General features: G+C 72.6%; 21 protein-coding genes. 10 read left to right on the top strand and 11 right to left on the bottom strand.

The window, feature by feature from the left end; translation table 11 throughout:
• The first annotated feature begins 60 nt into the window (after positions 1–60).
• Complete coding sequence (locus NQZ70_RS41825; RefSeq protein ID WP_129579211.1) at positions 61–765, top strand: hypothetical protein; 705 nt, start codon at positions 61–63, stop codon at positions 763–765.
• 178 nt (positions 766–943) lie between these two features.
• Here NQZ70_RS41825 and NQZ70_RS41830 read toward each other — a convergent pair whose 3' ends face one another.
• The gene (locus NQZ70_RS41830; RefSeq protein WP_129579212.1) at positions 944–1,330 is read right to left on the bottom strand and encodes a hypothetical protein; all 387 of its coding nucleotides are present in this window, start codon (positions 1,328–1,330) and stop codon (positions 944–946) included.
• Positions 1,331–1,444: 114 nt separating this feature from the next.
• The gene (locus tag NQZ70_RS41835) at positions 1,445–1,813 is read right to left on the bottom strand and encodes a hypothetical protein (RefSeq protein ID WP_129579213.1); all 369 of its coding nucleotides are present in this window, start codon (positions 1,811–1,813) and stop codon (positions 1,445–1,447) included.
• A 275-nt stretch (positions 1,814–2,088) separates the two neighbouring features.
• Between NQZ70_RS41835 and NQZ70_RS41840 the strand changes: the two genes are divergently transcribed.
• The 5 genes from NQZ70_RS41840 to NQZ70_RS41860 all read left to right on the top strand — a co-directional run bounded on the left by NQZ70_RS41840 (position 2,089) and on the right by NQZ70_RS41860 (position 9,266).
• Positions 2,089–3,936 carry a chloride channel protein gene (locus tag NQZ70_RS41840; RefSeq protein ID WP_129579214.1) on the top strand — a complete coding sequence of 616 codons (1,848 nt, stop codon included), beginning with the start codon at positions 2,089–2,091 and terminating at the stop codon, positions 3,934–3,936.
• 345 nt (positions 3,937–4,281) lie between these two features.
• Positions 4,282–4,749: a response regulator gene (locus NQZ70_RS41845; protein ID WP_129579215.1), complete on the top strand. Its 468-nt coding sequence runs from the start codon at positions 4,282–4,284 to the stop codon at positions 4,747–4,749.
• Between the two features lie 45 nt (positions 4,750–4,794).
• Positions 4,795–6,468, top strand: a complete 1,674-nt coding sequence (locus tag NQZ70_RS41850; RefSeq protein ID WP_237244535.1) for a circularly permuted type 2 ATP-grasp protein — start codon at positions 4,795–4,797, stop codon at positions 6,466–6,468.
• Positions 6,465–7,499, top strand: coding sequence for an alpha-E domain-containing protein (locus NQZ70_RS41855; RefSeq protein WP_129579216.1), 1,035 nt, complete (start codon positions 6,465–6,467; stop codon positions 7,497–7,499). Before NQZ70_RS41850 ends, NQZ70_RS41855 begins: the two co-directional genes overlap by 4 nt.
• Positions 7,500–7,520: 21 nt before the next feature.
• The gene (locus NQZ70_RS41860) at positions 7,521–9,266 is read left to right on the top strand and encodes a class II glutamine amidotransferase (RefSeq protein WP_129579217.1); all 1,746 of its coding nucleotides are present in this window, start codon (positions 7,521–7,523) and stop codon (positions 9,264–9,266) included.
• 91 nt (positions 9,267–9,357) lie between these two features.
• On the opposite strand, the gene NQZ70_RS41865 is transcribed toward NQZ70_RS41860, so the two are convergent.
• The 3 genes from NQZ70_RS41865 to NQZ70_RS41875 form a co-directional block, all read right to left on the bottom strand.
• On the bottom strand, positions 9,358–11,484 hold the full coding sequence (locus NQZ70_RS41865; protein WP_237244536.1) for a glycosyl hydrolase: 2,127 nt from the start codon (positions 11,482–11,484) through the stop codon (positions 9,358–9,360).
• A 373-nt stretch (positions 11,485–11,857) separates the two neighbouring features.
• On the bottom strand, positions 11,858–12,478 hold the full coding sequence (locus NQZ70_RS41870; RefSeq protein ID WP_129579218.1) for a peroxiredoxin: 621 nt from the start codon (positions 12,476–12,478) through the stop codon (positions 11,858–11,860).
• A 172-nt stretch (positions 12,479–12,650) separates the two neighbouring features.
• Positions 12,651–13,514: a DUF2515 family protein gene (locus NQZ70_RS41875; RefSeq protein ID WP_165374431.1), complete on the bottom strand. Its 864-nt coding sequence runs from the start codon at positions 13,512–13,514 to the stop codon at positions 12,651–12,653.
• 324 nt (positions 13,515–13,838) lie between these two features.
• Between NQZ70_RS41875 and NQZ70_RS41880 the strand changes: the two genes are divergently transcribed.
• Positions 13,839–15,023 (top strand): acetyl-CoA C-acyltransferase, encoded by a 1,185-nt coding sequence (locus NQZ70_RS41880; protein ID WP_129579220.1) that lies wholly within the window; start codon positions 13,839–13,841, stop codon positions 15,021–15,023.
• Positions 15,020–15,880 (top strand): MBL fold metallo-hydrolase, encoded by an 861-nt coding sequence (locus NQZ70_RS41885; protein WP_129579221.1) that lies wholly within the window; start codon positions 15,020–15,022, stop codon positions 15,878–15,880. The genes NQZ70_RS41880 and NQZ70_RS41885 overlap by 4 nt, the downstream gene beginning before the upstream one ends.
• Before the next feature lie 28 nt (positions 15,881–15,908).
• Here the strand turns inward: NQZ70_RS41885 and NQZ70_RS41890 are convergent, their stop codons facing one another.
• The 5 genes from NQZ70_RS41890 to NQZ70_RS41910 form a co-directional block, all read right to left on the bottom strand.
• On the bottom strand, positions 15,909–16,628 hold the full coding sequence (locus NQZ70_RS41890) for a hypothetical protein (RefSeq protein ID WP_129579222.1): 720 nt from the start codon (positions 16,626–16,628) through the stop codon (positions 15,909–15,911).
• 221 nt (positions 16,629–16,849) lie between these two features.
• Positions 16,850–17,671 (bottom strand): hypothetical protein, encoded by an 822-nt coding sequence (locus tag NQZ70_RS41895; RefSeq protein WP_237244537.1) that lies wholly within the window; start codon positions 17,669–17,671, stop codon positions 16,850–16,852.
• Positions 17,672–18,164: 493 nt separating this feature from the next.
• Positions 18,165–19,736 (bottom strand): hypothetical protein, encoded by a 1,572-nt coding sequence (locus NQZ70_RS41900; RefSeq protein ID WP_129579224.1) that lies wholly within the window; start codon positions 19,734–19,736, stop codon positions 18,165–18,167.
• 37 nt (positions 19,737–19,773) lie between these two features.
• Positions 19,774–21,417: a DUF1565 domain-containing protein gene (locus tag NQZ70_RS41905; RefSeq protein ID WP_261344326.1), complete on the bottom strand. Its 1,644-nt coding sequence runs from the start codon at positions 21,415–21,417 to the stop codon at positions 19,774–19,776.
• A gap of 17 nt (positions 21,418–21,434) precedes the next feature.
• A complete protein-coding gene (locus tag NQZ70_RS41910) occupies positions 21,435–22,547 on the bottom strand; it encodes a PEGA domain-containing protein (RefSeq protein WP_129579225.1) in 1,113 nt (370 codons plus the stop codon).
• A gap of 215 nt (positions 22,548–22,762) precedes the next feature.
• Here NQZ70_RS41910 and NQZ70_RS41915 point away from each other — a divergent pair, with 215 nt between their 5' ends.
• Positions 22,763–23,863 (top strand): RNA polymerase sigma factor, encoded by a 1,101-nt coding sequence (locus tag NQZ70_RS41915; protein WP_129579226.1) that lies wholly within the window; start codon positions 22,763–22,765, stop codon positions 23,861–23,863.
• A gap of 351 nt (positions 23,864–24,214) precedes the next feature.
• Entirely contained in the window at positions 24,215–24,532 is a 318-nt protein-coding gene (locus NQZ70_RS41920) for a putative quinol monooxygenase (protein ID WP_129579227.1), read from the top strand.
• Here NQZ70_RS41920 and NQZ70_RS41925 read toward each other — a convergent pair.
• Positions 24,513–25,415 carry a LysR family transcriptional regulator gene (locus NQZ70_RS41925; protein WP_129579228.1) on the bottom strand — a complete coding sequence of 301 codons (903 nt, stop codon included), beginning with the start codon at positions 25,413–25,415 and terminating at the stop codon, positions 24,513–24,515. The genes NQZ70_RS41920 and NQZ70_RS41925 overlap by 20 nt on opposite strands.
• Positions 25,416–25,488: the final 73 nt, after the last annotated feature.

The following is a 25,488-nucleotide window of genomic DNA, read 5'->3' on the forward strand; positions in this document are numbered from 1 at the left end:
CTACTCCAGCGCTGGATCTTTCCTGCCGGATGCCCCCGTCACGTTGACCTTGGAGATGCCATGAACGCCCGATTCGGTCGAACCCTCGCCGCCGCTATCCTCCTCGTCGCGGGCACTTCAGGGTGCGGAACGGACGAGCAGCCCTACCAGGCCAAGCCCGCATTCAGCGGCCAGAAGCCGAGCCTGCCCGCGGTGCCGACGCTCCCCGCGAAGAACAAGAAGCAGGGCGACGCCTACACGGTGTGGGGCGTCACGCACGACCTCCGGAGCCGCGTCCACTTCGAGGACGTGAACGGCAAGAAGCTCTCGATCGTCGGCTACATCGTCAAGACGAACCTCGCGGAGGCCCCGCCCTGCGCCGTCCACAAGACGGGCAAGGCCGACCCGCCGGACTGCAAGGCGCCGGTCCCGAGCTTCGCGATCGCCGACGAGAAGGGCGAGACGAAGGACGTGATCGAGGTGATGGGCTGGGCCTCGAACTTCGCGCAGATCTACAGCCTGATCGAGGCGATCGACCGGGCTCCGCGCGGCAAGGAGAACGAGGCGAAGCTCACCGACGAGTTCTGGGGCCAGGATCTGCCGAACCCGATCCCGGCCGTCGGCGCGAAGGTGAAGGTCACCGGCACCTACGGCGTGACGTTCACGAAGTCGACCGGCGGCGCCGCGGCCAACCCGAAGTACGGCATCATGTCGGCCGAGCAGATCGAGTACCTCGAGCCCCCGACCGAGAAGGCCACCCTCCCCGGCATGAAGCGCAGGCCTTGACGGCCACACGTCGACGGCTCGCGCGAGGGCCTCTGGACCGGAAAGGGCGCCACGAGCGGAGCGAGACGAGCGATCTTCTCTGTCTCTCCTCGCTTGGCGCCCTCTCCGTTTTGGCGACTTCCTCTCTCGCCGCCCCCCGGCGCGGCCTCCCCGACCGGCCGGCGCCTCAGGTGAGGCCTCAGGTGAGGATCGCCCGGATCCCGCTGCCCGGCTCGGCCGCCGCGGACTCGAAGATGGCGTCGATGAGGAGCCGCCGCATCGCATCGTCGTGCGCTTCCCGGGAATCGATGCGCACCAGCGAGGCCGGCGCCTGGCGGATGATCGCGTCGAACGACGCCGGCTCGAACCGGTACAGATCCTCCGTCACGATGACCGCGTAGGGCTGCGAGGCCGCGATCGTCGGCCGGAGCGAGCGAAGATCGCACTCGCGCACCGCGACCCCGAGCTGCGCCCCCACCTCCCTGCACACGGCGACGAACTCGGCAGGACAGCCGGCCACGATCACGAGCGGAATGGGCGGAGCGCTCGGCACCACGGCTCTGCGCGGCTTCGTACCGTCCTCCATAGGCGCCTCAACGTAGGCCATGTCTTGACTACGCCGGCAAGGGAATTGTTTCATCGGACACCACGGCGCGCGGCCGCCCGGGACGCGGCCGCCCGGGGCGCGGCGCCTCGGCGCTCAGCGCGCGCCGACCCCCTGATGCACGTGCCACCCCCGGCCCTCCTCCGCGCCGATGAAGCGGATCCGCCCGGACCGCTCCATGTCGTCGACCAGCTCCTCCGCCTCGAGCTGCGAGATGTCGATGCGGTCGCAGAGCACGTCGCGGAACTGCGTCTTGCCCTGCACGTAGTCCGCGTCGATCAGCGGCCCCAGCGCGCCAGTCAGGATCTCGGCCGCCAGGTCCAGCGCCACCACGGGCGTGACCACGGTCTCGGCGGTCGTGCGGACGCTCTCATCCGTCGTCTGGACCGCCGCGTCGCCCATCGCGACGCTCTCGTCTCCGGTGATGAGGGTGCCGTACTCGACGGCGCTCCGATCGGTCGTCATGACTCCACCTCGTCCGCGCCCGGAACGGTCCGCAGACCGCACCCGCACGGCCTTCCTTCCACGCTATGGAGCGGGGGAGCGCCGATCGGAAGCCGACGCCGGGGCGTCCCCGCCGGAGAAGTCGCTCCCGGCGGCGATTTCAGGCGGCAACCCGCGGCCAGATCAGGGAAGCTACCGCCCCTGCCAGGCCCATCGGCGGGGGGGCGCTGGCCCCCGAGATCACGATGTCATCCCCCGAGGACCACGCTTCACGCCCGAGCCGCATGGGAGCGGCGGTGCGCACGCCGATCCCCAGGGCGCAGGGGCTGATCGCGTTCCAGCTCGTCGGTCGGGTGCTGCTCCACGCGATCCTCGTCGGCGTGACGGCCGGCATCGCCGGCTCGCTGTTCTTCGCCGCCCTCGAGCTCGCCGAGCACGAGCTCCTCGTCGCGATCACCGGCTACAGGCCGCTCCGCGCGAAGGGCGAGGCGGTGCTCACCGGCGTGCGCAGCGGGCCGTTCCGGCCGTGGCTCGTCTGCCTCGTGCCGGCCCTCGGCGCCCTCGTCGGCGGGCTGCTCACGGCCAAGCTCGCGCCCGAGACCCGCGGCGGCGGCAGCGACGCGTTCATCAACGCGTTCCACCGGCTGGGCGGCAACATGCGCCGCCGCGTCCCGGTGGTGAAGGCGATCGCCTCGATCTTCACGCTCGGCTCGGGCGGCTCCGGCGGGCGCGAGGGGCCGACCATGCAGATCGGCGGCGCCATCGGCTCGATCATCGGGCGCGCCCTCCGGGTGGGCCCGCGCGAGCGGCGGATCCTGCTCATCGCGGGCGCGGCCGCGGGCATGTCGGCCGTGTTCCGGACGCCGCTCGGGGCTGCGCTCCTCGCCGTCGAGGTGCTGCACCGCGACGACTTCGAGGCCGACGCGCTCGTGCCGTCCATCCTCGCGAGCGTCGTCTCGTACTCGGTCTTCATCTACTTCTTCGGCGAGTCGACCCTCTTCGCGCACGCGCCCCGCTACCCGTTCATCCCGAGCCACCTCCCGCTCTACGCCGCCCTCGCGCTCGTGGTCTCGCTCGTGGCCACGGTGTTCCTCCGGACGCTGCACACGGTGGAGCACACGATGCACCAGATCCGGCTGCCGATCTGGGCGAAGCCCGCGCTCGGCGGCCTCGCGCTCGGCGCGATCGTGGCCCCGCTGCTGATGCTCCTCGGGCCGCGCTTCGACCGGCCGGGGCAAGGGTTCGGCCTGCTGGGCGCGGGCTACGGGGCGGCCCAGGTCGCGATCACCGGGGCCTCGTGGATGCCCAGCGGGTGGACGGCGGTGCAGCTCCTGCTCGTGCTGCTCGCCACGAAGATCGTCGCGACCTCGTTGACGGTGGGCTCGGGCGGCAGCGCCGGCGACTTCGGCCCGTCGCTCGTGCTCGGCGCGCTCACCGGCGGGGCGTTCGGGCGCGCGGCGGAGCTCCTCCTCGGCGACCCGCGCATCGATCCCGGCGCGTTCGCGCTCGTCGGGATGGGCACGTTCTACGGCGGCATCGCGCACGTGCCGATCGCCTCGCTCGTCATGGTCTGCGAGCTCGCCGGCAGCTACGACCTGCTCGTGCCGCTCATGCTGTGCGAGGGCATCGCCTTCGTGGCGCTGCGGCACAGCACCCTGTACCGCGCGCAGGTCGCCACGAAGCGCGAGTCCCCGGCGCACCGCGACGAGCTCATCGTCGACGTGCTCCGCAGCATCCGCGTCGCCGACATCGTCATCCGCAGCCGCCCGTTCGTGTCGTTCGAGGCGCGGACGCCCGCGTCGGTCGTGGTCGAGCGCATCGCGGCGTGCGAGTGGCAGGACACCTTCCCGGTGCTCTCCGAGGACGGCAAGGTCATCGGGACCATCGACGCCGAGATCCTCCGCGCCACCGCGATGAGCCCCGAGCTGTCGGGGCTCGCGATCGCGCACGACATGATGGCGAGCCCCGCCTCGGTCAGCGAGACCGCGGACCTGCACCGCGCGCTCCAGGTGCTGCTGGAGCTCCGCGTGCGCGAGCTCCTGGTCACCGACGGCGACGGCAAGATCGTCGGCATCCTGGACGAGTCCGACATCACGCGCGCCTACCACGACACCACGGCGCAGCTCGAAGGTACGGCGCCGTAGGAGCCGCGCGCGTCGCGCGTCATGGGCGTCATCCGCGCGCGTCATGGGCGTCATTCGCGCGCGTCGCCCGGGGCGCGCGCCTCGGGAAAAGGCAACTTTTCGGCGCCCGCGCGGCCTCGCCGCGAACGCCCGGGCTTCACGAGCGCACGCGGGCGGATGTCCTGGTCGCGCCGCGCCGCCGAGCGCGGTCTCGGGCGCAATGCCCACGCGCAGGGCCGCGGCCCGTTTCGGGAGTCTCCTGAGCTACCAATCTTGGATTCCACGCAGCGACGGAACCAGGGGCGTGGGGGATACTCTGGTTCATCCCTGGAATTCGATCCGGAGAGCGCGCAGGGGAGAGTGGGCATGCTGGTCGATACGCTCGGAGGTCGGACGGTGCGGCGCAACGCAGAGGTACGAACACGCTCGAGCGCGCCCAACAGCCGCGCCAAGCTCGTGGTTGTCGTCGACGATGAGCCCAGCATCCAGGAGGTCGTGAGCATGATCCTGGAGAGCGAGGGCGGCTACGAGGTGCGCTGCGCCTCGAACGGGGAGGAGGCGCTGGCGCTGCTCGACCAGATCGCGCCGCCGGACCTGCTCGTCGTCGACATCATGATGCCGGTGATGGACGGCTGGGGCCTGCTCACGGCGCTCCGGCACAACGAGAAGACGGCGCGTATACCAGTCATTGTTTCATCCGCGTCTTCAAAACATGACGCGACGAGCCTCGGTGTCGCTCGCGTGCTCCCCAAGCCGATCGACTACGACGCCTTCCTGGCCGCGGTCGACGAGCTCACGCACTGCCGGGAGCGTCAGATCCTCAGCGCCGAGTAGCTCCCGCCGCTCGCGAGCGCGCGCTCCATCCAATCGAAACCGCAAATGGCCCATGGACCTCGAGGGCCCTCCGGCGGTAGCTTCACTCCAGTGTTGTTAGAGACCCCGGGTGCCGGCCTCTTCGCCGGCTACGCTCCCCTCCCCGGCGCCTACGACGAGCTGTTTGGCCCAGACGGCGCCCCACGACCCGAGTTCCTGCGCACTGCCACGCTCCTCGGCGCGCTCGCGCCGAACGAGTTCGCGCGCGCGCAGCAGCTCGCGGAGCTCGCCCTGCTCAACCAGGGCGTCACCTTCTCGGTCTACGCGGACCAGCGCGGCGCGGAGAAGATCTTCCCGCTCTGCCTCATCCCCCGGATGCTCTCCGCGGCCGACTGGGCCCACATGGAGCGCGGCCTCGAGCAGCGGGTCCGCGCGCTCGGCCTGTTCCTCGACGACGTCTACGGGGACCAGCGCATCCTGAAGGACGAGCGCGTCCCCCGGGACCTCGTGCTCGGCTCGGGGCAGTACCTGAAGCAGGCCCACGGCCTGCGGCCCCCGGGCGGGGTGCGCATCCACATCGCGGGCGTCGACATCATCCGCGATCCGGCCGGGACCTTCCGCGTCCTCGAGGACAACCTCCGCACCCCGTCCGGCGTGTCCTACGTCCTGGAGAACCGGCTCATCAGCAAGCGCGTGCTGCCGCACCTGCTCGACAAGGCGCGCGTCCAGCGGGTCGACCACTACCCGGCCCGGCTCGCCGAGACGCTGCGCTCGGTGTCCCCCGTGAGCCCGGGCGGCACGAGCGCGGTCGTGCTCACGCCGGGGCCGTACAACTCGGCGTATTTCGAGCATAGCTTCCTCGCGCGCACGATGGGGCTCGAGCTCGTCCAGGCGCCCGACCTCTTCGTCGATCAGGATCAGGTCTTCGTCCGGACGACGCGCGGCCCGCGCCGGGTCCACGTCATCTACCGCCGCATCGACGAGGCGTTCCTCGACCCCGAGGCCTTCCGCCCCGACAGCCTGCTCGGCGTGCGCGGCCTGATGCGCGCCTACGCCGCCGGCAACGTCGCGCTCGCGAACGCGCCCGGCAACGGCGTCGCCGACGACAAGGCCGTGTACCCCTTCGTGCCCGAGATGATCCGCTACTACCTCGGCGAGGAGCCGATCCTCGAGCAGGTCCCCACCTACCTGTGCATGCGCGACGACGATCGCCGCTACGTGCTCGAGCACCTCCACGAGCTGGTCGTCAAGGCGGTCGACGAGGCCGGCGGCTACGGCATGCTCATGGGCCCGCAGTCGACCGCCGCGCAGCGCGAGGAGTTCCGCGCGCGCATCGAGGCGACGCCGCGCCGCTACATCGCGCAGCACCGGGTCGAGCTGTCGACCGGCCCCACCTGGGATCCGGCCGCCAGGGTCGCGGTCCCGCGCCGGCTCGACCTCCGCCCGTACGTGCTGACGGGCCGCGACGGCCCGTGGGTGCTGCCCGGCGGGCTCACGCGCGTCGCCCTCGTGGCCGGCTCGTACGTCGTCAACTCCAGCCAGGGCGGGGGCTCGAAGGACACCTGGGTCCTGAAGGGCCCGGGGGACGGCGCGGAGCGGCCCCCGTCGGTCGGCGCCCCGCGCCCGGCGCCCGGGGCCGCGAGCAACGGCGCGTCCAGCGCGCCGACGCCGTCCTCCCGGCCCCCACCCTCCCGGCCCCCACCCTCCCCGCCCCCGTCCGACCCCACGGAGGCCCCGTGATCTCCCGCGTCGCCGATCACTGTTTCTGGTTCGGCCGCTACCTCGAGCGGATCGAGAGCGTGGCCCGGATCCTCGCCGTCACGCAGAACCTCGCGCTCGACGCCGAGCTCTCGCCGCAGCAGTGCTGGCTGCCGGTCATCATCGTGGCCGGGCAGAAGGCGCACTTCGCCGAGGTGCACGGCGAGGACGCCGCGGCCGACGGCGAGCTCGTGCAGCGCTACATGAGCCTCGACGAGGACAACCCGACGAGCCTCCGCATCTCGAGCTCCGCGGCGCGCTTCAATGCGCGGTCGATCCGCGAGGTCGTCAGCGTCGAGGCGTGGGAGGCCGTCAACGAGCTCCACCTCTGGATGAACGGCGAGCAGGCGCTCGAGGAGTTCAGGTCGAGCCGCTACGCCTTCTACCGGCGCGTGCGGCACCTCACGCAGCTCTGCCTCGGGCTCACCCAGAGCACGATGCTCCACGACACGCCGCTCGATTTCATCTGGCTCGGCGTGCTGCTCGAGCGCGTCGGGCAGACCGCGCGCACGCTCGACGTCCACCACCACGCCCTCACCGCCGTGGAGCCGCCGACGTCCGACGGAAACGGCGCGGGGCAGGGCGGCGTGCCCGGGCGCCACCGGGTGGTGGAGACGGCGCTCTGGCTCTCGCTCCTCCGCGCCTGCTCCGGGTTCGAGCCGTTCATGAAGCTGCATCAGGGTCAGGTGAACGCGCAGGCGGTCGCACAGTTCCTCCTCTTCGAGCCCCGCTTCCCGCGCTCGATCCGGCACTGCGTGCACGCGGCGTTCGCCCGGCTCTGCGAGATCCGGCCGCCGGAGAGCGCGACCCTGCCCGGCGGCGAGAGCGTCACGCGGCTGCACCTCCTGCACCAGTGGGTCGCCGACAGGGCGGCCGAGCCGTTCGATCCGCTCACGGTCCACGCGGCGCTCACCCATGTGGTCGACGAGACAGCCACGATCTGCGACGGTATCGGTCGCGAGCTGCTCGGTTACGGGCCGCCCGACAGCAGTCCCTCCGCCACGAGCCAGTAGCCAAGACCCGCCGACGTATCCATGCCGAATCTCCTCGCGATGTCGTTCGAGGGCGAGCTCGCCCCGTGCTTCGATCTCACGTGCCTGCGCCCCGGGGGCAAGCTGCCCGACGGCTGGGGCATCGGCTACTACCCGGGCGGCGAGCCGAGCGCCACGGTGCTCAAGGAGCCGGCGCCGCCGCAGGGGAGCATCCGCAGCGAGCTCGTGAAGGCGTGGGAGCACCTCGAGTCGTCGCTGCTCGTGCTGCACATCCGCACGGCGACGTGGGGCAGCATCAACGACGCGAACACGCAGCCGTTCAGCCGGAGCTGGGGCGGGCGCGACTGGCTGTTCGCGCACAGCGGCAGCCTGGTCGACCGGATCGAGGTCGATCCGAAGTCGCTCTTCCAGCCGGTCGGGTCGACGGACACGGAGCTCATCCTGTGCGAGCTGCTCCGCTGGATGGCGTCGGAGGGACTCCGGAGCCTCGGCGACATCGATCCGGCGGTCCTGCGCGACTGGTTCGACGAGATGAACGAGCACGGCCCGCTCACGTCGGTGCTGGCCGACGGCCGCGACCTCGTCGTCTACGCGGACCGCGATCGCGAGGGGGACGCGTTCCTGTGGGAGGTGCTGCCGCCGTACGAGCGGCTCGCGTTCGGGGACGAGGACCTCGAGGTCGATCTCACCCGCCGGGGGGTCAAGAGCCGCAAGGGCGTCATCGTCTCGTCGGAGGAGCTCAAGGTCCACGCGGGGGCGCAGCCCGCGACCTGGAAGCGCGTCCCTCCGGGCCACCTCGTGGTGCTGCGGCAGGGCGCGCTGCGGGCCACGGCGACGCCGCACGTCGATCGCCGCCGGCCGGCGCCGTCGACGCCGCCGCTCTCGTCGCGCCCGGTCCGCCGCCCGACGCACGCGCCGATCCGCCGCTTCCAGGTGGTGCACCGCACGGCGTACCACTACGCGACCGCGGTCGAGCGCAGCACGCACCTCCTGCGGCTGACGCCGGCGCACGACCGGCTGCAGACGCTGCTCCACAACGAGATCAACCTGTCGGTCGAGGGCCAGCAGCGCGATTACGACGACGTCTTCGGCAACCGCGCGCGGCGGGTGCTGCTCGACACGCCGTTCAAGGAGCTCATCATCGAGTCGAAGTCGCGGCTGGAGCTCCTCGACACAGATCCGCTGAGCTTCCGCCCGCTGCGCGCCCGCTCGACGATCCCGCTCGTGTGGATGCCGTGGCAGCGGCAGATCCTGCAGCCGTTCCTCCTGCCGCCGGAGCTGGCGGAGAGCGAGCTCGCGGAGCTCAGCGAGTACGCGATGACGTTCGTCGAGCGGAACGACTACGACCTGCTCGACACGCTGCTCGACCTGAACGCGTCGATCTTCGACGAATACGAGTACAAGCAGGGCGCGACGAACGTGTTCACGACGGCGTTCGACGTGTACGCGAACCGCCGCGGCGTGTGCCAGGACTTCGCGAACCTGTTCATCTGCTTGACGCGGCTGCTCGGCGTGCCGTCGCGCTACGTGTGCGGGTACATCTACACGGGGCCGAAGCACGAGAACCACCGGCAGAGCGAGGCGTCGCACGCCTGGGTGCAGGTGTACCTGCCGGAGATCGGCTGGAAGGGCTTCGACCCGACGAACGGGATCCTCACCCAGACCGAGCACATCCGCGTCGCGGTCGGGCGCAACTACATGGACGCGACGCCGACCTCGGGCACCATCTTCGTCGGGGGTGGTGCGGAGCGCCTCGAGGTCGACGTGCGGGTCGAGCCGATCGATTGAGGGAGGGCGCGGCTCACGGCCGCTGAGGGAGGGCGCGGCTCACGGCCGCTGAGGGAGAGCGCGGCTCACGGCCGCTCTGAGAGGGCGCGGCTCAGGGCCGCGTGGCGATCCAGTAGAGGAGCGCCGTCCGGCTGAGGCCGTCGTCGAGCGCGGTCTGCTCCTGCGCCTCCTCCCAGGCCGCCTCCTTGTCGACGGTCGCGTGCGCCGCGACGAGGAAGGCGTTCCACGGGTCCTCCGCGCCCTTCGAGACAGCCTCCATCGCCGGCCACGCGTAGCTGATCCACGCCTTCGAGATCAGCGACTCCGAGATCGGCGTGATCGGGAGCAGCTGGATGCCATAGACGTACTCCGGGTTCTCCCCGAACCACGTCCCGAAGTCGGCCTTCGTGGACCAGAGGACGCCGACGGCGCCGTTCTCCTTGAAGGGCACGTCGTAGACGGTGCCGTTCGAGGTGATCTGCCAGTACGTCTGCGCGGAGGCCGTCTCCATGGCGAGGAGCACCCGGCCGATGTTCTTCACGTCGTCGTTCTCGAGCGCCTCGCCGAGCAGCTTCATGCTGTACCAGGCGTTGACGGCCTCGGACGTCGACTCCTGGTTGCGGCCGTCCGCGAACGGGAACAGCCCCGAAGCCCACGAGTGCCCCCTGAACCAATCCATGTTGCGGAACGGCGTGAAATGCGGATCCTTCGCGCTCGGGTTCGCGATGTCGCGGACGAGCCAGAGCACCTTGTCGCCGTACTCGTCGCGCCAGTCCGCGTCGGCCTTCGCCAGGACGGCCGCGGCATAGAGGAAGTAGCCGTAGTGGAAGTGGTGATCGTTGTAATACCCCTGGCCGAAGTCGGCGGTCTCGCTCTCCAGGCCCTTGGTCGTCACGATGCCGCCCCAGGACGTGTCGTAGACGAAGGGGTTCTCGTTCGTGCCGTTGAGCCACGGGTTGAGCTTCGACTTGAGCCGCGCCCTGAGCTCCTCGGCGAGATCCTCCTTCTCGACCGCCTCGGCGATCTGCGCGAGGCGCGCCAGCTTCGCGATCTGCTTGCCCCCGAAATAGGGGTCCACGCCGGCGACGTCCTGAGCGGGCGTGAACGACCTCTCGTCCTCCAGAGCGTCCACGACGGCCTCGCTCCAGTCGTCCGAGACGCGGCGCGGCGAGTCCCAGCCGATCGTGCTGAGCGGGTACACGAGCTCCCAGCTCGCCCCGGAGATGCCCTTCATCTTGCCGATCACGGTCGGATACGCGATGTCCGCGCCCTTCGCCATCTCGAGCCGCTCCAGGTGGTGCGGGAGGGCCATGGTCAGGAGATCGCCCTCGCCCTCCGTCTTCCAGACGAAGCGCACCGAGGCGGTGTCCTCGGTGACCGTCGCCTCGACGTCGCCGCCGACCGGGATGACGGCGGCGTGCTTGTCGAGCTCGACCTCCGCGTTCGGCCCCGGCACGAGCGCGAGGCGGAGCGAGCCCTCGTACGGCGCGCGCGCCACCATGGAGAGCGCGTCCCACTCGAGGGTGATCTCGGGGAACGCGTAGAGGACCCACGTCTGACCGTTGTTGAGCGAGATCTCGAATCGATCGCCCGTGACCTCGGTCGGGCTCGTCGACTCGCCGTTCACCGAGGTGATCGCCACGCCGTCGCCGGCGCGCACGGACGGGCGGAGCCCGGCGTAGGTGGTCGTGACATAGGGCATCCCGTAGACGATGGGCGCGGTCATGGTGCCGCCCTGCGCCTTCCACTCCACGGTGACCGAGAGCAGGTCGGACGACGTGACCGCGTGGCCGGAGAAGGCCTCGCGCGCGCTGAGGCCGAGGTGCGAGACGTCCGCCGTCGTGACAGCCTTGCTCGCCACCGCGACGTCCGGCCGGGCGATCGACAGCCCCTGTCCGAGCGCCTTGAGGTCGTACGGCGCGGCGTTGATCCGCTGATCGCCGGCGCCGAGCACGAAGTTCATCCAGGTGGCGTTCGTGGGGAGCGGGGCCTTCAGGCGGGACAGGGCGTCGATCGGCTCGAGCGGGTGCGCCGACTGCTCGAACTCCGGCTCGACCTTCGACAGCGGCTTGTCGCGGTCGAGCTCCCACGTCTCGATCACCACGCCGCCGGCGCCGCCGTCGCCCCCTCCGCCGCCTCCGCCGCCGTCATTGCTGGCCGGCGGGGGCGGCGGCGGATCGTCGTCGCCGCAGGCGGCGATGGCGCACAGGCAGCTCAGCAACGTGAAAGTCCGTAGCATCGGATGCTTCAACATCATTCTCTTGCTCCCTCGCTCCAGCGCTCATCGCTCCACCTGATGCGAAGCGGATCGAGAGATGAGCCCTGGTGTCGTGGTAATTTCATCGATCTGCAAGCAACGGAGCAAGATTCTTTCACGAAGCGCGGGGCCCGTCCAGCTTGGCGCGCGCGGCGGACGCCGCGCGGGAAGCCGTCGCGACCTCATCAATCAGGCGATCGCCGTCCCACAGGCCGCCAATCGCTACGTCATTGTCCGACGGTCGCGATCGCGCCTGCCCGGAGGGCAGCTCGCATGAAGGCGGTAAACTGGCAAGTTTATTGATATTTCATCGCACATCCCCGCCCTCGTGTCCCCGCCCGCGCCGGGCGGCGCGTCATCGGGGCTTGGCAGCGGGCTTTGCGGGCGCCTTTTCGGCGGCCTTCTTCGCGGGCGCCTTTTCGGCGGCCTTCTTCGCGGGCGCCTTGGCGGCGCCGTTCGCGGCCGCGCCCTTCGTGGCGCCGCGGCGCGCGGGCGCGGGCGGCGCCTCGTGCGCGTCGCCGCCGCGCACGAGCGCGAGCACGGCGTCGGCGTGGCCGTCGACCTTCACGGCGCTGAAGACGTGCTTCACCTCGCGGTCGGGGCCGATGATGAACGTGCTCCGGATCGTGCCCGTCACCTTCTTGCCGTACATCGTCTTCTCGCCGTAGGCGCCGTAGGCGTTGTGCGCGACGAGGTCCGGATCGCTGAGGAGCGTCACCCCGAGATCGTATTTGTCCCTGAACTTCCGGTGGCGAGCGACGGAGTCGCGGGAGACGCCGAGCACGACGGCGCCGGCCTCGGCGAACGCGTCGAGCCCGGCGGAGAAGGCCTGGGCCTCCCGCGTGCAGCCGGGCGTGTCGTCCTTCGGATAGAAGTAGAGGACGACCGTCTTGCCCGGGAAATCCGCGAGGCCTACCTTCTTGCCGCTGTCGCTTTCGAGGGAGAAATCCGGGGCACGGTCGCCTACATTCACCATCGCTCGCTCGCTCCTTGTCTGATCGGGCGCAGGGGGGACTGACCCCCTCCGGCCCCGCGGCGGGCACGATACACGCGACGTCGCCGGCGCACCACAGAGCTGCCCCGGGGCCGCGCCCGCGGCCGGTCCGAGGCGGCGAGTCGGCGAGGCCTCGGCCCCCGAGGCGCGGGCGTCAGGGCCAGCCCGGGTCCGGCTCGGGCGGCGCGTGAATTCCGTCCCAGAGCGCCCGCACGGCCGGCGCGGGCCACGCCTCCCGGAGCCGCGGCCGCGGCGGGCCGCCCCACGGCGCCCACGAGCCGTCGTGCGGGTGCCGCCGCGCCCACTCGTACATCGCGTCGCGCGCGGCGCGGTCCGCCATGGCGCCGTAGATGCGCATCCCGGCGGCGATGCGCCGGTCGAGGAACGCGAAGCCGCCGACCCGGATCGGCGCCCGCGCGCACGGCAGCACGACCGGGGTCTCCTGCCCCAGCGCCTCGGCGAGCGCGAGGAGCGCCCGCGCGTTGGAGAACCGGGGGTGGTGCACGACGCGGCGCTCGATGACGTTCTGCTCGTTGGTCACGAGATCTCGCACGAGGGCGCGCTCGAGCGCGAGGTGCGGCTGGCCGGCCCCCCGCGCGGCCTCGTGCCTGGCCCACGCGTCGCGGACGAACTGCGAGCACCGGCCCGGCCGGAGCTCGGCGCTCTGCCCGAGCAGGTGGTGGAGCACATGATACCAGGCGTCGAAGAAGATGAGGTGATTGGCGCGCTCCAGGAAGAGGAAGCTCTCCCGCAGCGCCGACGGGGCGATCGCGCCGTCGCCGCGGTCCAGGGCCGCCGCGATCTCGGTCATCAGGGCGCCTGCGTTGCGCGACACGAGGTGCGCCATGAGCAGCCAGGGCAGATCCGGCGGATGGGCGCGGGTGAGCGCGTAGAGCTCCAGGTAGCTCTCCGTGCGCGCCACGTTGTCGACGTTTCGCGCGTCGAGCTCGTCGAGCAGCGCCGCGAGGCGCGCTGTGCCGATGCGGCCCGACGCTTCCGAGCACACCGTCTCGACCATGCCGGGCTCTCTGCATGAGGCCGGCCACGTCGACTTCGCGGCTTTCCGGATTTCCCGCGGCGTCGACGACGGAGGGAAGAGCCCGGCCGGCGGGGAGCGCGCCGGCGGGGAGCGCGGAGGGCGGCGGAGGGTGGCGGAGGACGAACCGATGTGACGATGCGAACGCCGCCTGGGGGCGCGGCGGAGGAGCGCCCTGGGCCGGCTTGCCGCAGAGCGGCAGCCGAGGTACCAACAGGCACGTTCGCACGACGCGCCGGACCGCGTCATCGCGCGTCGTCGAACGCGACGTCGAACGAGACGACACCAGCGCCGCCGGAGGAGATCATGACCCTACCCGTCCCCGTGTACATCGTGGCAGCGGCCCGGACGCCGATCGGCGCGTTCCAGGGAGCGCTCTCGCCCTTGCCCGCCCCGCGCCTGGGCGAGGTCGCCATCCGGGCGGCCCTCGAGCGGGCGAGCCTCTCCCCCGACGCCGTCGGGGAGGTCTTCCTGGGCAATGTCCTGTCCGCCGGCATCGGGCAGGCTCCGGCCCGGCAGGCCGCCATCTATGCCGGCATCCCGAGCAAGGTCCCGGCCACCACGGTGAGCAAGGTGTGCGGCTCGGGGCTCCAGGCGGTCATCTTCGGCGCGAAGACGGTGGCGCTCGGCGACGCCGACGTGGTGGTCGCCGGCGGCATGGAGTCGATGTCGAACGTGCCTTACTACCTCCCGCAGGCGCGCTCCGGCTACCGCATGGGCGACGGCAAGCTCGTGGACGGGATGATCCACGACGGCCTCTGGGACCCGTACGGCAACTTCCACATGGGCACGGCGGGCGAGGCGTGCGCCAAGGAGCACGGCTTCTCGCGCGAGGCGCAGGACGAGTACGCGAGGGAGAGCTTCCGCCGGGCGCTCGCGGCGCAGCGCGAGGGGCTCTTCGCCGCGGAGATCGCGCCGGTCTCCGTCCCGCAGAAGAAGGGCGACGCGGTGGTCGTGAAGGACGACGAGGGCCCGCCGGCCGGCAAGCCCGAGAAGTTCGCGTCGCTGAAGCCCGCCTTCCAGAAGGACGGGACGATCACCGCGGCCAACGCCTCGTCGATCAACGACGGCGCGAGCGCGCTCGTCCTGGCGAGCGAGCGGGCCGTGAAGGAGCACAAGCTCACGCCGCTCGCGCGGATCGTCGGCTACGGCGGCGCCGCGCAGGCGCCCGAGTGGTTCACCACGGCGCCGGCCGCGGCGATCGCGAACACCACGAAGAAGCTCGGCCTGACGACGGACCAGATCGACCTCTACGAGGTGAACGAGGCGTTCGCGGTGGTGGCGCTCGCCGTGAACAAGCTCGCCGGGATCGACGCCCAGCGGGTCAACGTCCGCGGCGGCGCGGTCGCGCTCGGCCACCCGATCGGCGCGAGCGGGGCGCGCATCCTGACCACGCTGCTCTTCGCGATGAAGGATCGGGGCGCGAAGCGCGGGCTCGCCACGCTCTGCATCGGCGGCGGCGAGGCGCTCGCGGTCGTCGTGGAGCGGTGATCCGGCCGCGGGCCATCGCGGCGGGCGCGGAGGCGTTCGCCGCGCGCACGCCGACGCTGCCGCCGGCGACCCACACGAACAGCTACGCGCTCGGCGGCCGCGAGGTGCTGCTCGTCGAGCCGGCCACGCCGTACGAGGACGAGCGCCGCGCGTGGCTCGCGTGGGCGCGCGGCCTCGCCGGCCAGGGGCGGTCGATCGTGGCGATCGCGGTGACCCACCACCACGCCGACCATGTGGGGGGCGCGCGCTTCTTCGCGGCCGAGCTCGGGGTGCCGATCTGGGCGCACGCCGAGGCGGCGCCGCGCCTGCCTGGCGTCCCGGTCGCGCGCCGCCTCTCGGACGGGGAGGTCGTGCGGCTCGACGGGCCGGCGCCGACGGCGCTGCGCGTGCTCCACACGCCGGGGCACGCGCCGGATCACCTCTGCTTCCTCGACGAGGCGCAGGGCATCCTGGTCTGCGGCGACATGGTGGCCGGCGTGGGGACCATCCTGATCGACCCCCGAGAGGGCGACATGGCGGAGTACCTCGCGCAGCTCGAGCGGCTCGCGGCGCTCGGCGCCCGGGTCGCCCTGCCGGCGCACGGCGAGCCGATCGACGCGCCCGAGGCGCTGTTCCGGCGCTACGTCGCGCACCGGCACATGCGCGAGCAGCGGGTGCTCGAGGCGCTCGAGGCGGCGGCCGGCGAGGGCGGCGCGTCGCTCGAGGCGCTCCTGCCGGTCGCCTACGCGGACACGGCGCCCCTCGCCTGGCCGATCGCGCGGCTGAGCCTCGAGGCGCACCTGATCAAGCTGGAGCGCGAGGGTCGGGCCGCGCGCCGCGACGGCCTATGGCGGCGAGCGGCCGGCGGCGGGGCATGACGCCCGGCCGCACGGCCTGACGGAGGGCTCACTTCGCGGCGGCGTCGCTCGTCGCGCGCTGCGCGTCGCGCTCGCGCTGCCGCTCGGCGACCCGGCGCGCCCGCTCGGACCGCTCCGAGGCGATCTGGCTCGGGGACTTGGTGCCCGCCTTGATGGACTGGGCGGCCCAGAACTTCGCCGCCTCCTTGCTGGACATGGCGCACTCCTCGCCCTCGTTGCAGGCCATGCGGGGGCTCTGCCGCTGCGCGGCGTCCCGCGGCGCGGCCGCGCGCTCCTTCCCCTGCGCGGCCGGCGCCCCGGCCGACCGACCGGCCCAGGCGCGGCGCGCCCCGGCGCTCGAGGCGGAGCACTCCCCCGCGTCGCTGCAGCGCATGCGCGACTCGGCCTTGCTCCTGAGCGGCGACGGCTGCGCCGCCCTGCGCCCCGCCGCATCGGCGCGCGCCTCCGCGCGGCTCCTGTGGATCGCCGCGCGGGAGGGGCAGTCCACGCCGGTGTCCGAGCAGCGGATCCGCTCCTGCGCATGCCCACGGGCGACGCGGACCGGCTCGGGGCGCTCGGCGCGCGCGTGCCGCCCGGCGGCCTGCTCCCGCGGCGCGCGGTGGTGATAGACCCGATCGACCAGGTCGCCGCGCGACCTGAGGACCTGGAGGTGCCGCGGCTCGCGCGGAGCGCGGCTGCCCTCGGCGAACGCCACCCCGGCGCACAGGGACACCGCGACGAGGGTGGAAACCATTGCGGATATTTTCATTGGTGCTCCTCGCTCTCCACGCAGCGTGGGTGGACGACCCACGTCGTTTCCGGCGAGCGCGCCATGCTCGCGGGTGCTCGCCCGCCGTGCTCGAGGCGCAAGCAAGAGAGGTACCAGCACGGAAGTACAGGAAATCTGGCGGTTCTCGGCGGGACCGTCACATCGCTAACGCCGCCGGGCGCGCGCGGGACGAGGCGGTGTTACGGCGGCTCAGGTCGGGCTCACAGGGGCACGGGCGCGTCGGCCTTCGTCGCGCGGCGCTTGGCCTCGGCCCGGCGCCGCCGCTCGTAGGCGCTCGTCGACTCGCGCACGATGTCCGGCCGGTCCCGGAACACGAACCGCGCCGCCGCGCGCACCGTCGATATCCGCGCGTTCAGGAGCCCGATCACCTTGTTGCGGAGGACGAGCGCGTCGCGCGCCTTTTCACCGAGCCCGGCGCTCTGGGTGACGTGCGCCCGGAGCGCGGCCGCGAGCTCCTTGGCCTCGTCGAGCATGGCCGCGTCGAACCCGCCGAGGCCGTTCATCGCCTCGCGGTGGGGCGCCGCGAGGGCGGCGTAGTCGTCGAGGGCCAGCGCGAGCGCGTCGGCGGTGGCGGGGTCGTCCGCGTGGGCCTGTCCGAGCTTGGCGAGCCTCCTGTCGTTCTCGTCCTCGACGCCGTCGTCGAACAGCCATTCGAGCGTCGCTGTGATCTCGTCGAGGACGACCTGCCCGCGCTCGAAGGGGCTCGCCTTCTTCGGGTCCACGGCGAGCAGGTAGCGCGTGCCCGCCTCCACGGCGGCGCGCTGGAGCGAGAGGATCTCCTCGCCGGTCTTCGCGGTCAGGGTGTTTGCGCTCTTCTTCTTGCTCGCGGCCATTTCGAGGCCGCGGCGCACCACCTTTCCGTCCTTCAGCTCCGGCTTCCAGTAGGTCTTGTGGAACCTCGCGACGTCGACCGCCTCGCCAAACAGCACGTGAAGGGGCACGGAGAGGGAGAGCTCGCCGTTCCCCGGAGCGGCGAGCGCCTCGTTCATCCACAGGTCCAGATCGGTCTTGGCTTTGGGCATCGGAATCTCCTGATGTACCGAGAGGGTTGTTCATGGGGAGTGACGTCCTCCCCGAGCGTTCCTCGGTTAACGACGTTCGCGAGGAGCGACAAGAGGTCGAGACGGGGTGGCGCGAGCAAAGCAAGAAGTTGGCGAGCGTGGCAATGTGAAGGAGCGACGAAGGAATCCAGCGATGGTGTCCAGGAATCTCGCGGCGGCGTCCAGGAACCGATCCACCTCGTCCAGGAACCGATCCGCCCCGTCCAGGAACCGATCCGCCCCGTCCAGGAACCGATCCGCCCCGTCCAGGAACCGATCCGCCCCGTCCAGGAACCGATCCGCCCCGTCCAGGAACCGATCCGCCCCGTCCAGGAACCGATCCGCCTCGTCCAGGAACCGATCCGCCTCGTCCAGGAACCGATCCGCCTCGTCCAGGAATCGAGGGCGTCGCTCTATCCGAGCGCCCGCCCCTGGCCCGCGTGCTGGACGCGCGCGCCCAGGCGGTGCGTGCGGCTCACTCCGGGAAGCGCAATGTCTCGACCGCGATGCCGTCCTCGCCCCACGTCGCGGGATCCGCGGGGTTGCCGATGCCGCCCTTGCCGGGCTCGCCGAGCTCGAACGTGACGTTCTCCAGCACGATCTCGGTATCGTCGAGGTGGGCGATGCCGATGGAGTCCCCGCCGCGCCCGCCGCCGCCATAACCGCCCGGGCCCCCCAAGCCGCCGGCGCCGCCGTTGCACGCGCGGTCGTACCCATTGGGCGAGTAGGCGCCGCCCCCGCCGCGCCCCCCGCGGCCGCCGCTCCGAGGCTCCCCGCCGTCCGCGCCAGGCATGGCCGGAGCCGTGACGATCCGGCTGTCGCGCACCGTGACCTTGGCGTGGAGCGCGAGGATCCCGATGCTCGGCGTGCCATTGCCGCCGCCCTTCCCGCCCTTGCCGCCGCAGCCGCCGCCGCCGCCCGAGCCTCCGGACGGCCCCGATCGGGAGGCCGCGCCGCAGAGGGCGGCACTCCCGCGAAGACCGCCGCCGCCGCCGCCCCCCTGGCCCGGCGCCCCCCTGCGTCCGTCCCCGGCCCGGGCGCCTATCCAGCCCTCCTCGCCGAGACGCCCGATGCCCTGGCCCGGCGCCCCGTCGACGCCCGGCGCGCCGCTTCGCCCCTGCTCCCCGTCCCCGCAGCGGCCATCGCCGCCGTCTCCGATGCCCCCGGCACCCCGGGGATAGGGATCCTCGGGATCGGGGCTCGGCGCGGGCGCACCGTCGCCGCCGTCGCCGCCTCTGGCGATCCCGCCGTCGCCTCCCTTGCCGCCCATCGACACGGCGCCGTCCTCGCATGGGCTCGTCACCGGCGCCCCGCCGGCCGCGGGGGTCGCGGCGCAGCCCTCCACACCGCCATTGCCGTCCGCGCCGTCGGGCGCCACCGGAAACTGCGGCGCGTCCTCCCCGCCCTCCGTCCTGAAGCTGTAATTCCCCTCGATCCCGCCACGAACGATCTCCACGGCGGTACCGGACCGAACGAAGAGCCCGACCTCGTTTCCGCTGTCCAATCGGACGTCGGCGAGCGTGGACACGCCGTCGGCGGCCCCTGTGTCGCCGGGGCTCGCGGGCTCGATGGTCAGCGCGATGATCCCCTTGCGCGTCGTCTGGAGGATTGCATCGTTGAGGTCGCGGGTACCGGGGATCGCGGTCCCCCGCTTCCAGTCGTTCAAGCAGTTGAAGCCCCCCACGATATCGACGCCGGAGGGCAGCTTGATCTCGCCGTCATGCGCGCCGCAGAAGAACACGCGCCCGCTCCCCGTGCGCGCGAGCTCGATGCCGCGCGGCAGGGTCCGCACCGGCGCGTCCCGCGTGCCGGGATGGGCATCGTCGCCCACGAAAAAGTGGACGAACACGCCGCAGCCGGCCTCCGCCTGGTCGGCGGTGAGGTACGCGCGACAGACCGACTCCGGCGGAGGAGCAGGCGCGCACGACGTCGCGCCGCCGCACGGCGGAGGGCGCTCCTCGTCCTCATAGGGACCGAGATCGATCCCGCACGCCGCCGCCGCGAGCGGCACCAGCAGAAGCAGTCGTTGGGCTTCAACCATCCTCATGGTGCCTCTCGATGTCGTGCGCCGTGCGTGGGAATCTTCATCGCGGTGGCTCCTCGGCCTGGGCCGCCGCAGCGAACACGACCCAGGTTTCCGATTTGCCGTGCTCACCCCCGCCCTCGTCCTCGCGGACACCTCCCCCGGGGCCGCCGTTGCCAGCACCCCCGAGCCAGAACTCCGCACCTCGTTCAAAGCTCACCTTTGTGACACCGACGGTGGCGACGCCGATCGAATGTCCACCCAGGCCACCCCCACCGTTGCCGCCTTTGCCGCCGTCGCCGCCGTCGCCGCCGTCGCATGCATGCCAAGCCGTATAGTTTAGATAGTTCCCACCGTCGCCACCCGCCGCGCCCCTGCCACCCAGCTGGCCTGTCCCGCCGGCCCCGCCATTGCCACCTCGGCCGGTCACCACCGTACTGGCCTCGACCGTGATCTCGGCGCCCCCCAGCGCCACGATCCCGATGCTCGAGCCCCCGTAGCCCCCTCCCTGGCCCGCCTTTCCACCGCAGCCGCCGCTGCCCCCGGAGCCGCCGGCAGCGCCGCCCCGAGGCGCTCCGGGACGGCACTGGATCATGCCGACCCTCGATCGACTCCCGCCGCCGCCCCCGCCGCCCCGGCCGATGCCCCCGGGGGCGCCATCGGCGCCTCGAACGCCCACCCACCCGGTCGCGTCGAGGCTGCCGAGGCCGCTCGCACTGGGGCCATGCCGGCCGGGCTCACCGTCCGCGCCCTCCGTTCCGGCCTCGCACTCGCCGCTGCCCGCGCCGAGCCCCCCCTCGCCGGACATCGGATTCGCCGCCGAGAAAGGCGCGCCCGGCTCGCCGTCGCCACCTTCCTCGACGTACCCATCGCCCCCCTGTCCGCCGATGGACTCGATACCCCCATCGCACTCGGTGACCACCGGGGGGGCGCCCGTCGCGACGTCTTCCGTGCACGCGTTCACCCCGTCATTCCCGTACTCCCCGTCTTTCGCCCGGATGCGCGGAGCGTCCTCGCCCGGCTCCCCGTCCCTCCCGTCGGCCGCGTGGATCCGGCTCTCCACCACCCGGAGCTTCGCCCCCTGGCTCAAGATCATCCCGATCGACGACTTCCCGTCGCTCGCCGACCCTTCGGCGGCCACGACCCGGACCCCGAACACCGTCGACCTCGCCCCTCCCCCGTCGAGGACCCGGACCGGAACCCCCGCCGGCCCCGGGGCGATGGTGGTCAGCTGGTCCGGCCCCCCGAACGACCAGTCCCCGTCGGCGCAGCGGCCCCCTCCACAGAGGTCCACGCCCGAGGGCAGCACGACCGCCTCCTCGAACGTCTCGCCGCACGCGTACACGCGCCGGGTCGGCGCCTCCCCGTCGCGCCGCCCGCCCGCGGCGAGCACGATGGCGCGCCGCAAGGTCTTCACGGGCCTCTCCCGCGTACCCGAGTTGCGGTCGTCGCCCTGCGCGCGCACGAACACCCCGCAGGCGTCCAGCGCCGGCGCCCTCCCTGGATCGCCGTCGCACGGCGAGGCCGCGGGCGGCGGCGCCGGGGGGGCGGGCTCGTCGCAGGTCTGCTCTTCCCAGCAGTGGTTCCCCAGGTACATGCACCCCGAGACCACGCTCCCGCCGCACGCGCCCAGCGCGGCGATCGCGAGCGACACCGCGGCCCTCCGCGCCGCCCTGGCCCGCCTCACGCTCGCCTCGCCATCCATGCCGGTCTCCAAGCCCCTCACCACACCCCCACCGCCACCAGGCCGACCTGCTGCGCCGCCATCGCCGGGACGACCTGAAAACCGCTCCGCGCCGGCGTCGATCGCAGCCACGAGAAGTCCACGAAGAACGACGCGGCGGTCACCGCGCCGACCACGGCCCCCGTCGCGACGAGGGCCGTTCCGACGGCGCCGGACAGATCGCGCTGCTCCCGCATGCGGCGGAGCTCCGGGCACGCCGAGGGCTGCGGCGCTGCGCTGCACGCGCCCGAGGTCCACGCCGGATCCCGGTGGAGGCCGTCGATGCGCTCGTCGAGGCTCCCGTCGAGGCGGTTCGCCCGGAGCATGAACACCGCCCCCGTCGACACGGTGGCCGCCGCGACGGCGATCCCCGCGATCCGCAGCGCCCCCGGCCACGACGCCCACGGCCCCGGCGCCGCCGGCGGCGCGTCCGGCGGGGCCGCCGGCGCGGCCGGTGCGCTCCGCGCCGCGACCGGATCCGGTGCGCGCGCGGGCGCATCGGCCGCGCGCGCGAGCTGCAGCGCCGCGCCGACCGTCAACCCCGCAGCGACCTCGACCCGTTGCGAGGCCTCCCCATAGCCCGACAGCCGGGCCCGGAGCGTGTACGCCCCCGGCTCGACGAACAGCTCGTGGGCCGCGGCGCCCGTGCCGATGGGCTTCCCGTCCACGAGGAGCTCGGCGTCCGGCGGGGAGGCCGCCACGTAGATCCTCCCGACGCGCTCGACGGCCCCGTTGAACGCGCGCGTGAACCTGCGAAGGAGCGCCTGATCCAGGGCGGCGTCGTGCTCGAGGCTCTGCCCGAGGTGCTCGGCGGCCTCCCGGTGCTTGCCCTGCTCCAGCTCGCAGAGCCCCAGATACCCGAGCACCTCGGCCCGCTGCGCCGCGGGCATCCAGGCCGCGCCGGGCACCGCCAGGACGGCCTCGAAGCTCGCCTCCGCCTCGGCCCACCGCCGCGCGAAGAAGGCACGCCGGGCCTGCTGGTGCGCGTTCGTCGCCGCGCTCTCCGCCGCCCTCGACCCCTCGGGCTCCGGCTCCGCGCGCGCGAGCCCGACGCCGCTGCCCAGCGCGACGAGAAAGCAAATCCCGCCCACGACCGAGCGCAAGCGCATCATGCGGCCGACTCTACCGACGAAGCCGCCTGCCCAGCAACCGCGCTTGCACGCCGAGCGCTCCGCTTTGCATGACAAATCCGACGCCACGCTCGTAACGTATTCCACCGAGACGCCGCCCGATCGTCACCCCCGTGTGGGCGCACCTTCGCGCACCGTTCCTCGTCGCGCCGGTCGATCGGGTCACCCGTTTTCGGGCCTGAAGCATCTGGACGTGCATGGACGTGACCACCTCGACGAGCCTGGACGTCACAGCCCCTTGTCCGCTCGGTTCGGATCGCTTTCGCCGGCTCGCGCGCGCCATGCGCGTGCCGGCTCAGGACATCGACGACGTCGTCCAGCAGGCGTGGCTTCGCATCCTGGAGAACCGCGCGCGCGTCGGCCTGGCGAGGGACGCCGCGGCGTATGCGGACCAGATCGTCAGAAATGAGGCGCGCACCAGCCGGCGGCGAGCGCGCCGCCGGGAAGAGGTGATCGCGCCGCTCCAGGACGAGGAGCCTTCGGACGAGCGGCCGGGCCCGGAAGCCTCGGTGATCGCCCGCCAGCGAGCTTTCGTCCTCTGGCGCTTCATCGACAAGCTCGACGACGCGCGCCGCACGGTCTTCATCGAGCACGAGCTCCTGGGCCGGACGCTCGCCGAGATCGCCTTGGCGCACGCGCTCTCGGAGAACACCGTCAAGTCACGGCTCACCGCCGCATGGGATAGCGTCGAGCAGGAGAGGGCGCGCTGGCAGGCAGAGCAGCGGTGGCGCGGGCAGGCCACAGTGCCGTGCCTGGTGCCGTTCTTCTCCGGTACCTGGCTTCACGACGCCTTGCGCGGGCTTGGCCGATTCAAGCTGCATGGGGCGGCGGCAGCGGCGCTCGTGCTCGGGGCGGGCGCCGCCTGGCCCGGCCCGGCGGCTGGCTCCGCCGAAGCGCCCTTGCTCGCCGCCTCGGGACGCGCACAGCCCGCGATCGAGATCCCGGCAGGGCCTGCTGACGCGCGCGGCGTGGGGCCGGGAGGGCCCGAGAGCGCGATCGGGCGAGAGGCCGTCACGGCCTCCGTCGTATCCGCCCCTCAGGGCAGCTCCACGACGGCCCGCGCGGCATCCGCCGCAGCCGAGAGGTCGTCCCGGGGAGGCACCGGCGCGGAGCACGCTCGGATCGACCCGAGGCTCGAGCGCGCGCGAGCGATGCTCGAGCTCGGGACCACCGAGGGGCAGCTCTCGGCATGCCGTCTCCTGCACGAGCACCGCGAGCGTCGTGGTCGCGGAGAGCACGCCGCGGAGCGCGACGCGCTCCTCCGGCGGGTGCGCTGCGAGCGTCACGGGTCGCTCTGAGCGCAGGAGTGATCGCGTCGCGCACGGCAGCGCCGTAATCCCCTCACTGGTAATCCCTCACGATATGCATGCATCGAGTCGCCGTCATGCTGGACATCGACTCCATCGCCCGGCACACGGCGACCATCGACGATGTACTGCAGCGCTGGCGCATCCCGGGCTGTGGTTCCGGCGCGTACGCCGGAGGTGGCGGAGGCGCCGTCCGGCGGTGGCCGGCGCGGGATGGCCGGGAGCACCATCCACGGCGCTGATGGATCCATCCAGAGCATCGAATGGTCGGACGGAGACGCGCCGTTATATCTCTCCTCACCGAAGCGCGGCGCGCCGTGCGCCGCCGAAGAGGAGGATCCCATGACCGCTCACCCCACCAAGGCCGTGACACTCTCCCTCCTGGCCCGCATCGAGGCCAGGCCCGGCAAGGAGGCCGAGGTCGAGGCGCTCCTCCGCTCCGCCGTCGGCCTCGCGGCCGAGGAGCCGCGGACGGTGCACTGGTTCGCGCTGCGCATCGGGCCGTCGACGTTCGGCGTCTTCGACACCTTCGCGGACGAGGTGGGGCGCAAGGAGCACCTCGAGGGCCGCATCGCGGCCGCGCTCATGGCCAAGGCGCCGGAGCTGCTCGCCGCTGCGCCCGTCATCGAGCACGTCGACATCATCGCCGCGAAGGTTTGACCGGCCGCGGCCGGGCAGCGCGCGCCAGCAGCGCGTCCCAGAAGAGCTGCAAGACCGGCGCCGGCGTGCGATCGCCCGAGCGCACCAGCGCGATGGTGCGCCTCAGGGCGGGGTCCACGAGCGGGCGCTGCGACGCCTCCGCCAGGAGCAGCGAGTGCTCCGGCATGAAGGCGAAGCCCAGCCCCGCGTGCACCAGGCTCTGGACCCAGTCCTCCCGATCGGTCCGGTATGCCGCATACAGGTCCACGCGCCGCGCGGCGCACGCGCCCGCGACCTGCTCGCGCATCTCGCAGGCAAGCCGATCGAGGTAGGGCTCGCCGTGCAAATCCTCGATCCGCACGCCGTCGCGCGCGGTCAGGCGGTGGCCGGGCGGGAGGACCACGACGTAGCGCTCCTCGTAGAGCGGCGCCACCACGCACCAGTCCGGGACAGCGTCGCCGAGGTTCGAGACGATGACGTCGACCTCGGCCTCCTCCAGCCGCCGCAGGAGCTCGCCCTGCGTGGTCACCGCGATCTCCAGCTCCACCCCCGGCGCCTCCGCGCGGAACGCCGCCAGCGAGCCCGCGAGCCGCGCGGGCCCGATGGTGCAGAGGATGCCCACCCGGAGCGGCACCTGCTTGAGGCGCCGGTGGTTCTCCGCGAGCACCTGCACGGCCTGCAGCTCGTCCCGCAGCCGCAGAAACCGCGGCAGCACGCCCTGCCCCAGCGCGGTGAGCTTGGCGCCGCCGCGCTCGCGCAGGATGAGCGGCCCGCCGAGCTCCTCCTCGAGCTTCTTGATGGCGGCCGTGAGCGCGGGTTGCGAGACCGCGCACCGCTCGGCCGCGCGCGTGAAGCTGCGCGTCTCGGTCACCGCCAGGAAGTACCGGACCTGATGGATCTCCATGGCCGCGCATCTTCGCCCGGCGACGCCGCCCGCGCCATCCGTCGCGACCGCCCTCTCGTCGCGACGGCGGGAG

This window comes from Sorangium sp. So ce836 (assembly GCF_028553905.1).
Taxonomy (GTDB): domain Bacteria; phylum Myxococcota_A; class Polyangia; order Polyangiales; family Polyangiaceae; genus Sorangium; species Sorangium cellulosum_D.

What these genes read in the sequence shown, in the direction of transcription:
- NQZ70_RS41910 (WP_129579225.1), bottom strand. Translation starts at nt 22,547, where the DNA reads ATGATGCGCTTGCGCTCGGTCGTGGGCGGGATTTGCTTTCTCGTCGCG.
- NQZ70_RS41865 (WP_237244536.1), bottom strand. Translation starts at nt 11,484, where the DNA reads ATGCTACGGACTTTCACGTTGCTGAGCTGCCTGTGCGCCATCGCCGCC.
- NQZ70_RS41850 (WP_237244535.1), top strand. Translation starts at nt 4,795, where the DNA reads ATGGCCCATGGACCTCGAGGGCCCTCCGGCGGTAGCTTCACTCCAGTG.
- NQZ70_RS41830 (WP_129579212.1), bottom strand. Translation starts at nt 1,330, where the DNA reads ATGGAGGACGGTACGAAGCCGCGCAGAGCCGTGGTGCCGAGCGCTCCG.
- NQZ70_RS41890 (WP_129579222.1), bottom strand. Translation starts at nt 16,628, where the DNA reads ATGAAAATATCCGCAATGGTTTCCACCCTCGTCGCGGTGTCCCTGTGC.
- NQZ70_RS41920 (WP_129579227.1), top strand. Translation starts at nt 24,215, where the DNA reads ATGACCGCTCACCCCACCAAGGCCGTGACACTCTCCCTCCTGGCCCGC.
- NQZ70_RS41860 (WP_129579217.1), top strand. Translation starts at nt 7,521, where the DNA reads ATGCCGAATCTCCTCGCGATGTCGTTCGAGGGCGAGCTCGCCCCGTGC.
- NQZ70_RS41915 (WP_129579226.1), top strand. Translation starts at nt 22,763, where the DNA reads ATGGACGTGACCACCTCGACGAGCCTGGACGTCACAGCCCCTTGTCCG.
- NQZ70_RS41825 (WP_129579211.1), top strand. Translation starts at nt 61, where the DNA reads ATGAACGCCCGATTCGGTCGAACCCTCGCCGCCGCTATCCTCCTCGTC.
- NQZ70_RS41870 (WP_129579218.1), bottom strand. Translation starts at nt 12,478, where the DNA reads ATGGTGAATGTAGGCGACCGTGCCCCGGATTTCTCCCTCGAAAGCGAC.
- NQZ70_RS41925 (WP_129579228.1), bottom strand. Translation starts at nt 25,415, where the DNA reads ATGGAGATCCATCAGGTCCGGTACTTCCTGGCGGTGACCGAGACGCGC.
- NQZ70_RS41880 (WP_129579220.1), top strand. Translation starts at nt 13,839, where the DNA reads ATGACCCTACCCGTCCCCGTGTACATCGTGGCAGCGGCCCGGACGCCG.
- NQZ70_RS41895 (WP_237244537.1), bottom strand. Translation starts at nt 17,671, where the DNA reads ATGCCCAAAGCCAAGACCGATCTGGACCTGTGGATGAACGAGGCGCTC.
- NQZ70_RS41900 (WP_129579224.1), bottom strand. Translation starts at nt 19,736, where the DNA reads ATGAGGATGGTTGAAGCCCAACGACTGCTTCTGCTGGTGCCGCTCGCG.
- NQZ70_RS41875 (WP_165374431.1), bottom strand. Translation starts at nt 13,514, where the DNA reads ATGGTCGAGACGGTGTGCTCGGAAGCGTCGGGCCGCATCGGCACAGCG.
- NQZ70_RS41835 (WP_129579213.1), bottom strand. Translation starts at nt 1,813, where the DNA reads ATGACGACCGATCGGAGCGCCGTCGAGTACGGCACCCTCATCACCGGA.
- NQZ70_RS41845 (WP_129579215.1), top strand. Translation starts at nt 4,282, where the DNA reads ATGCTGGTCGATACGCTCGGAGGTCGGACGGTGCGGCGCAACGCAGAG.
- NQZ70_RS41905 (WP_261344326.1), bottom strand. Translation starts at nt 21,417, where the DNA reads ATGGATGGCGAGGCGAGCGTGAGGCGGGCCAGGGCGGCGCGGAGGGCC.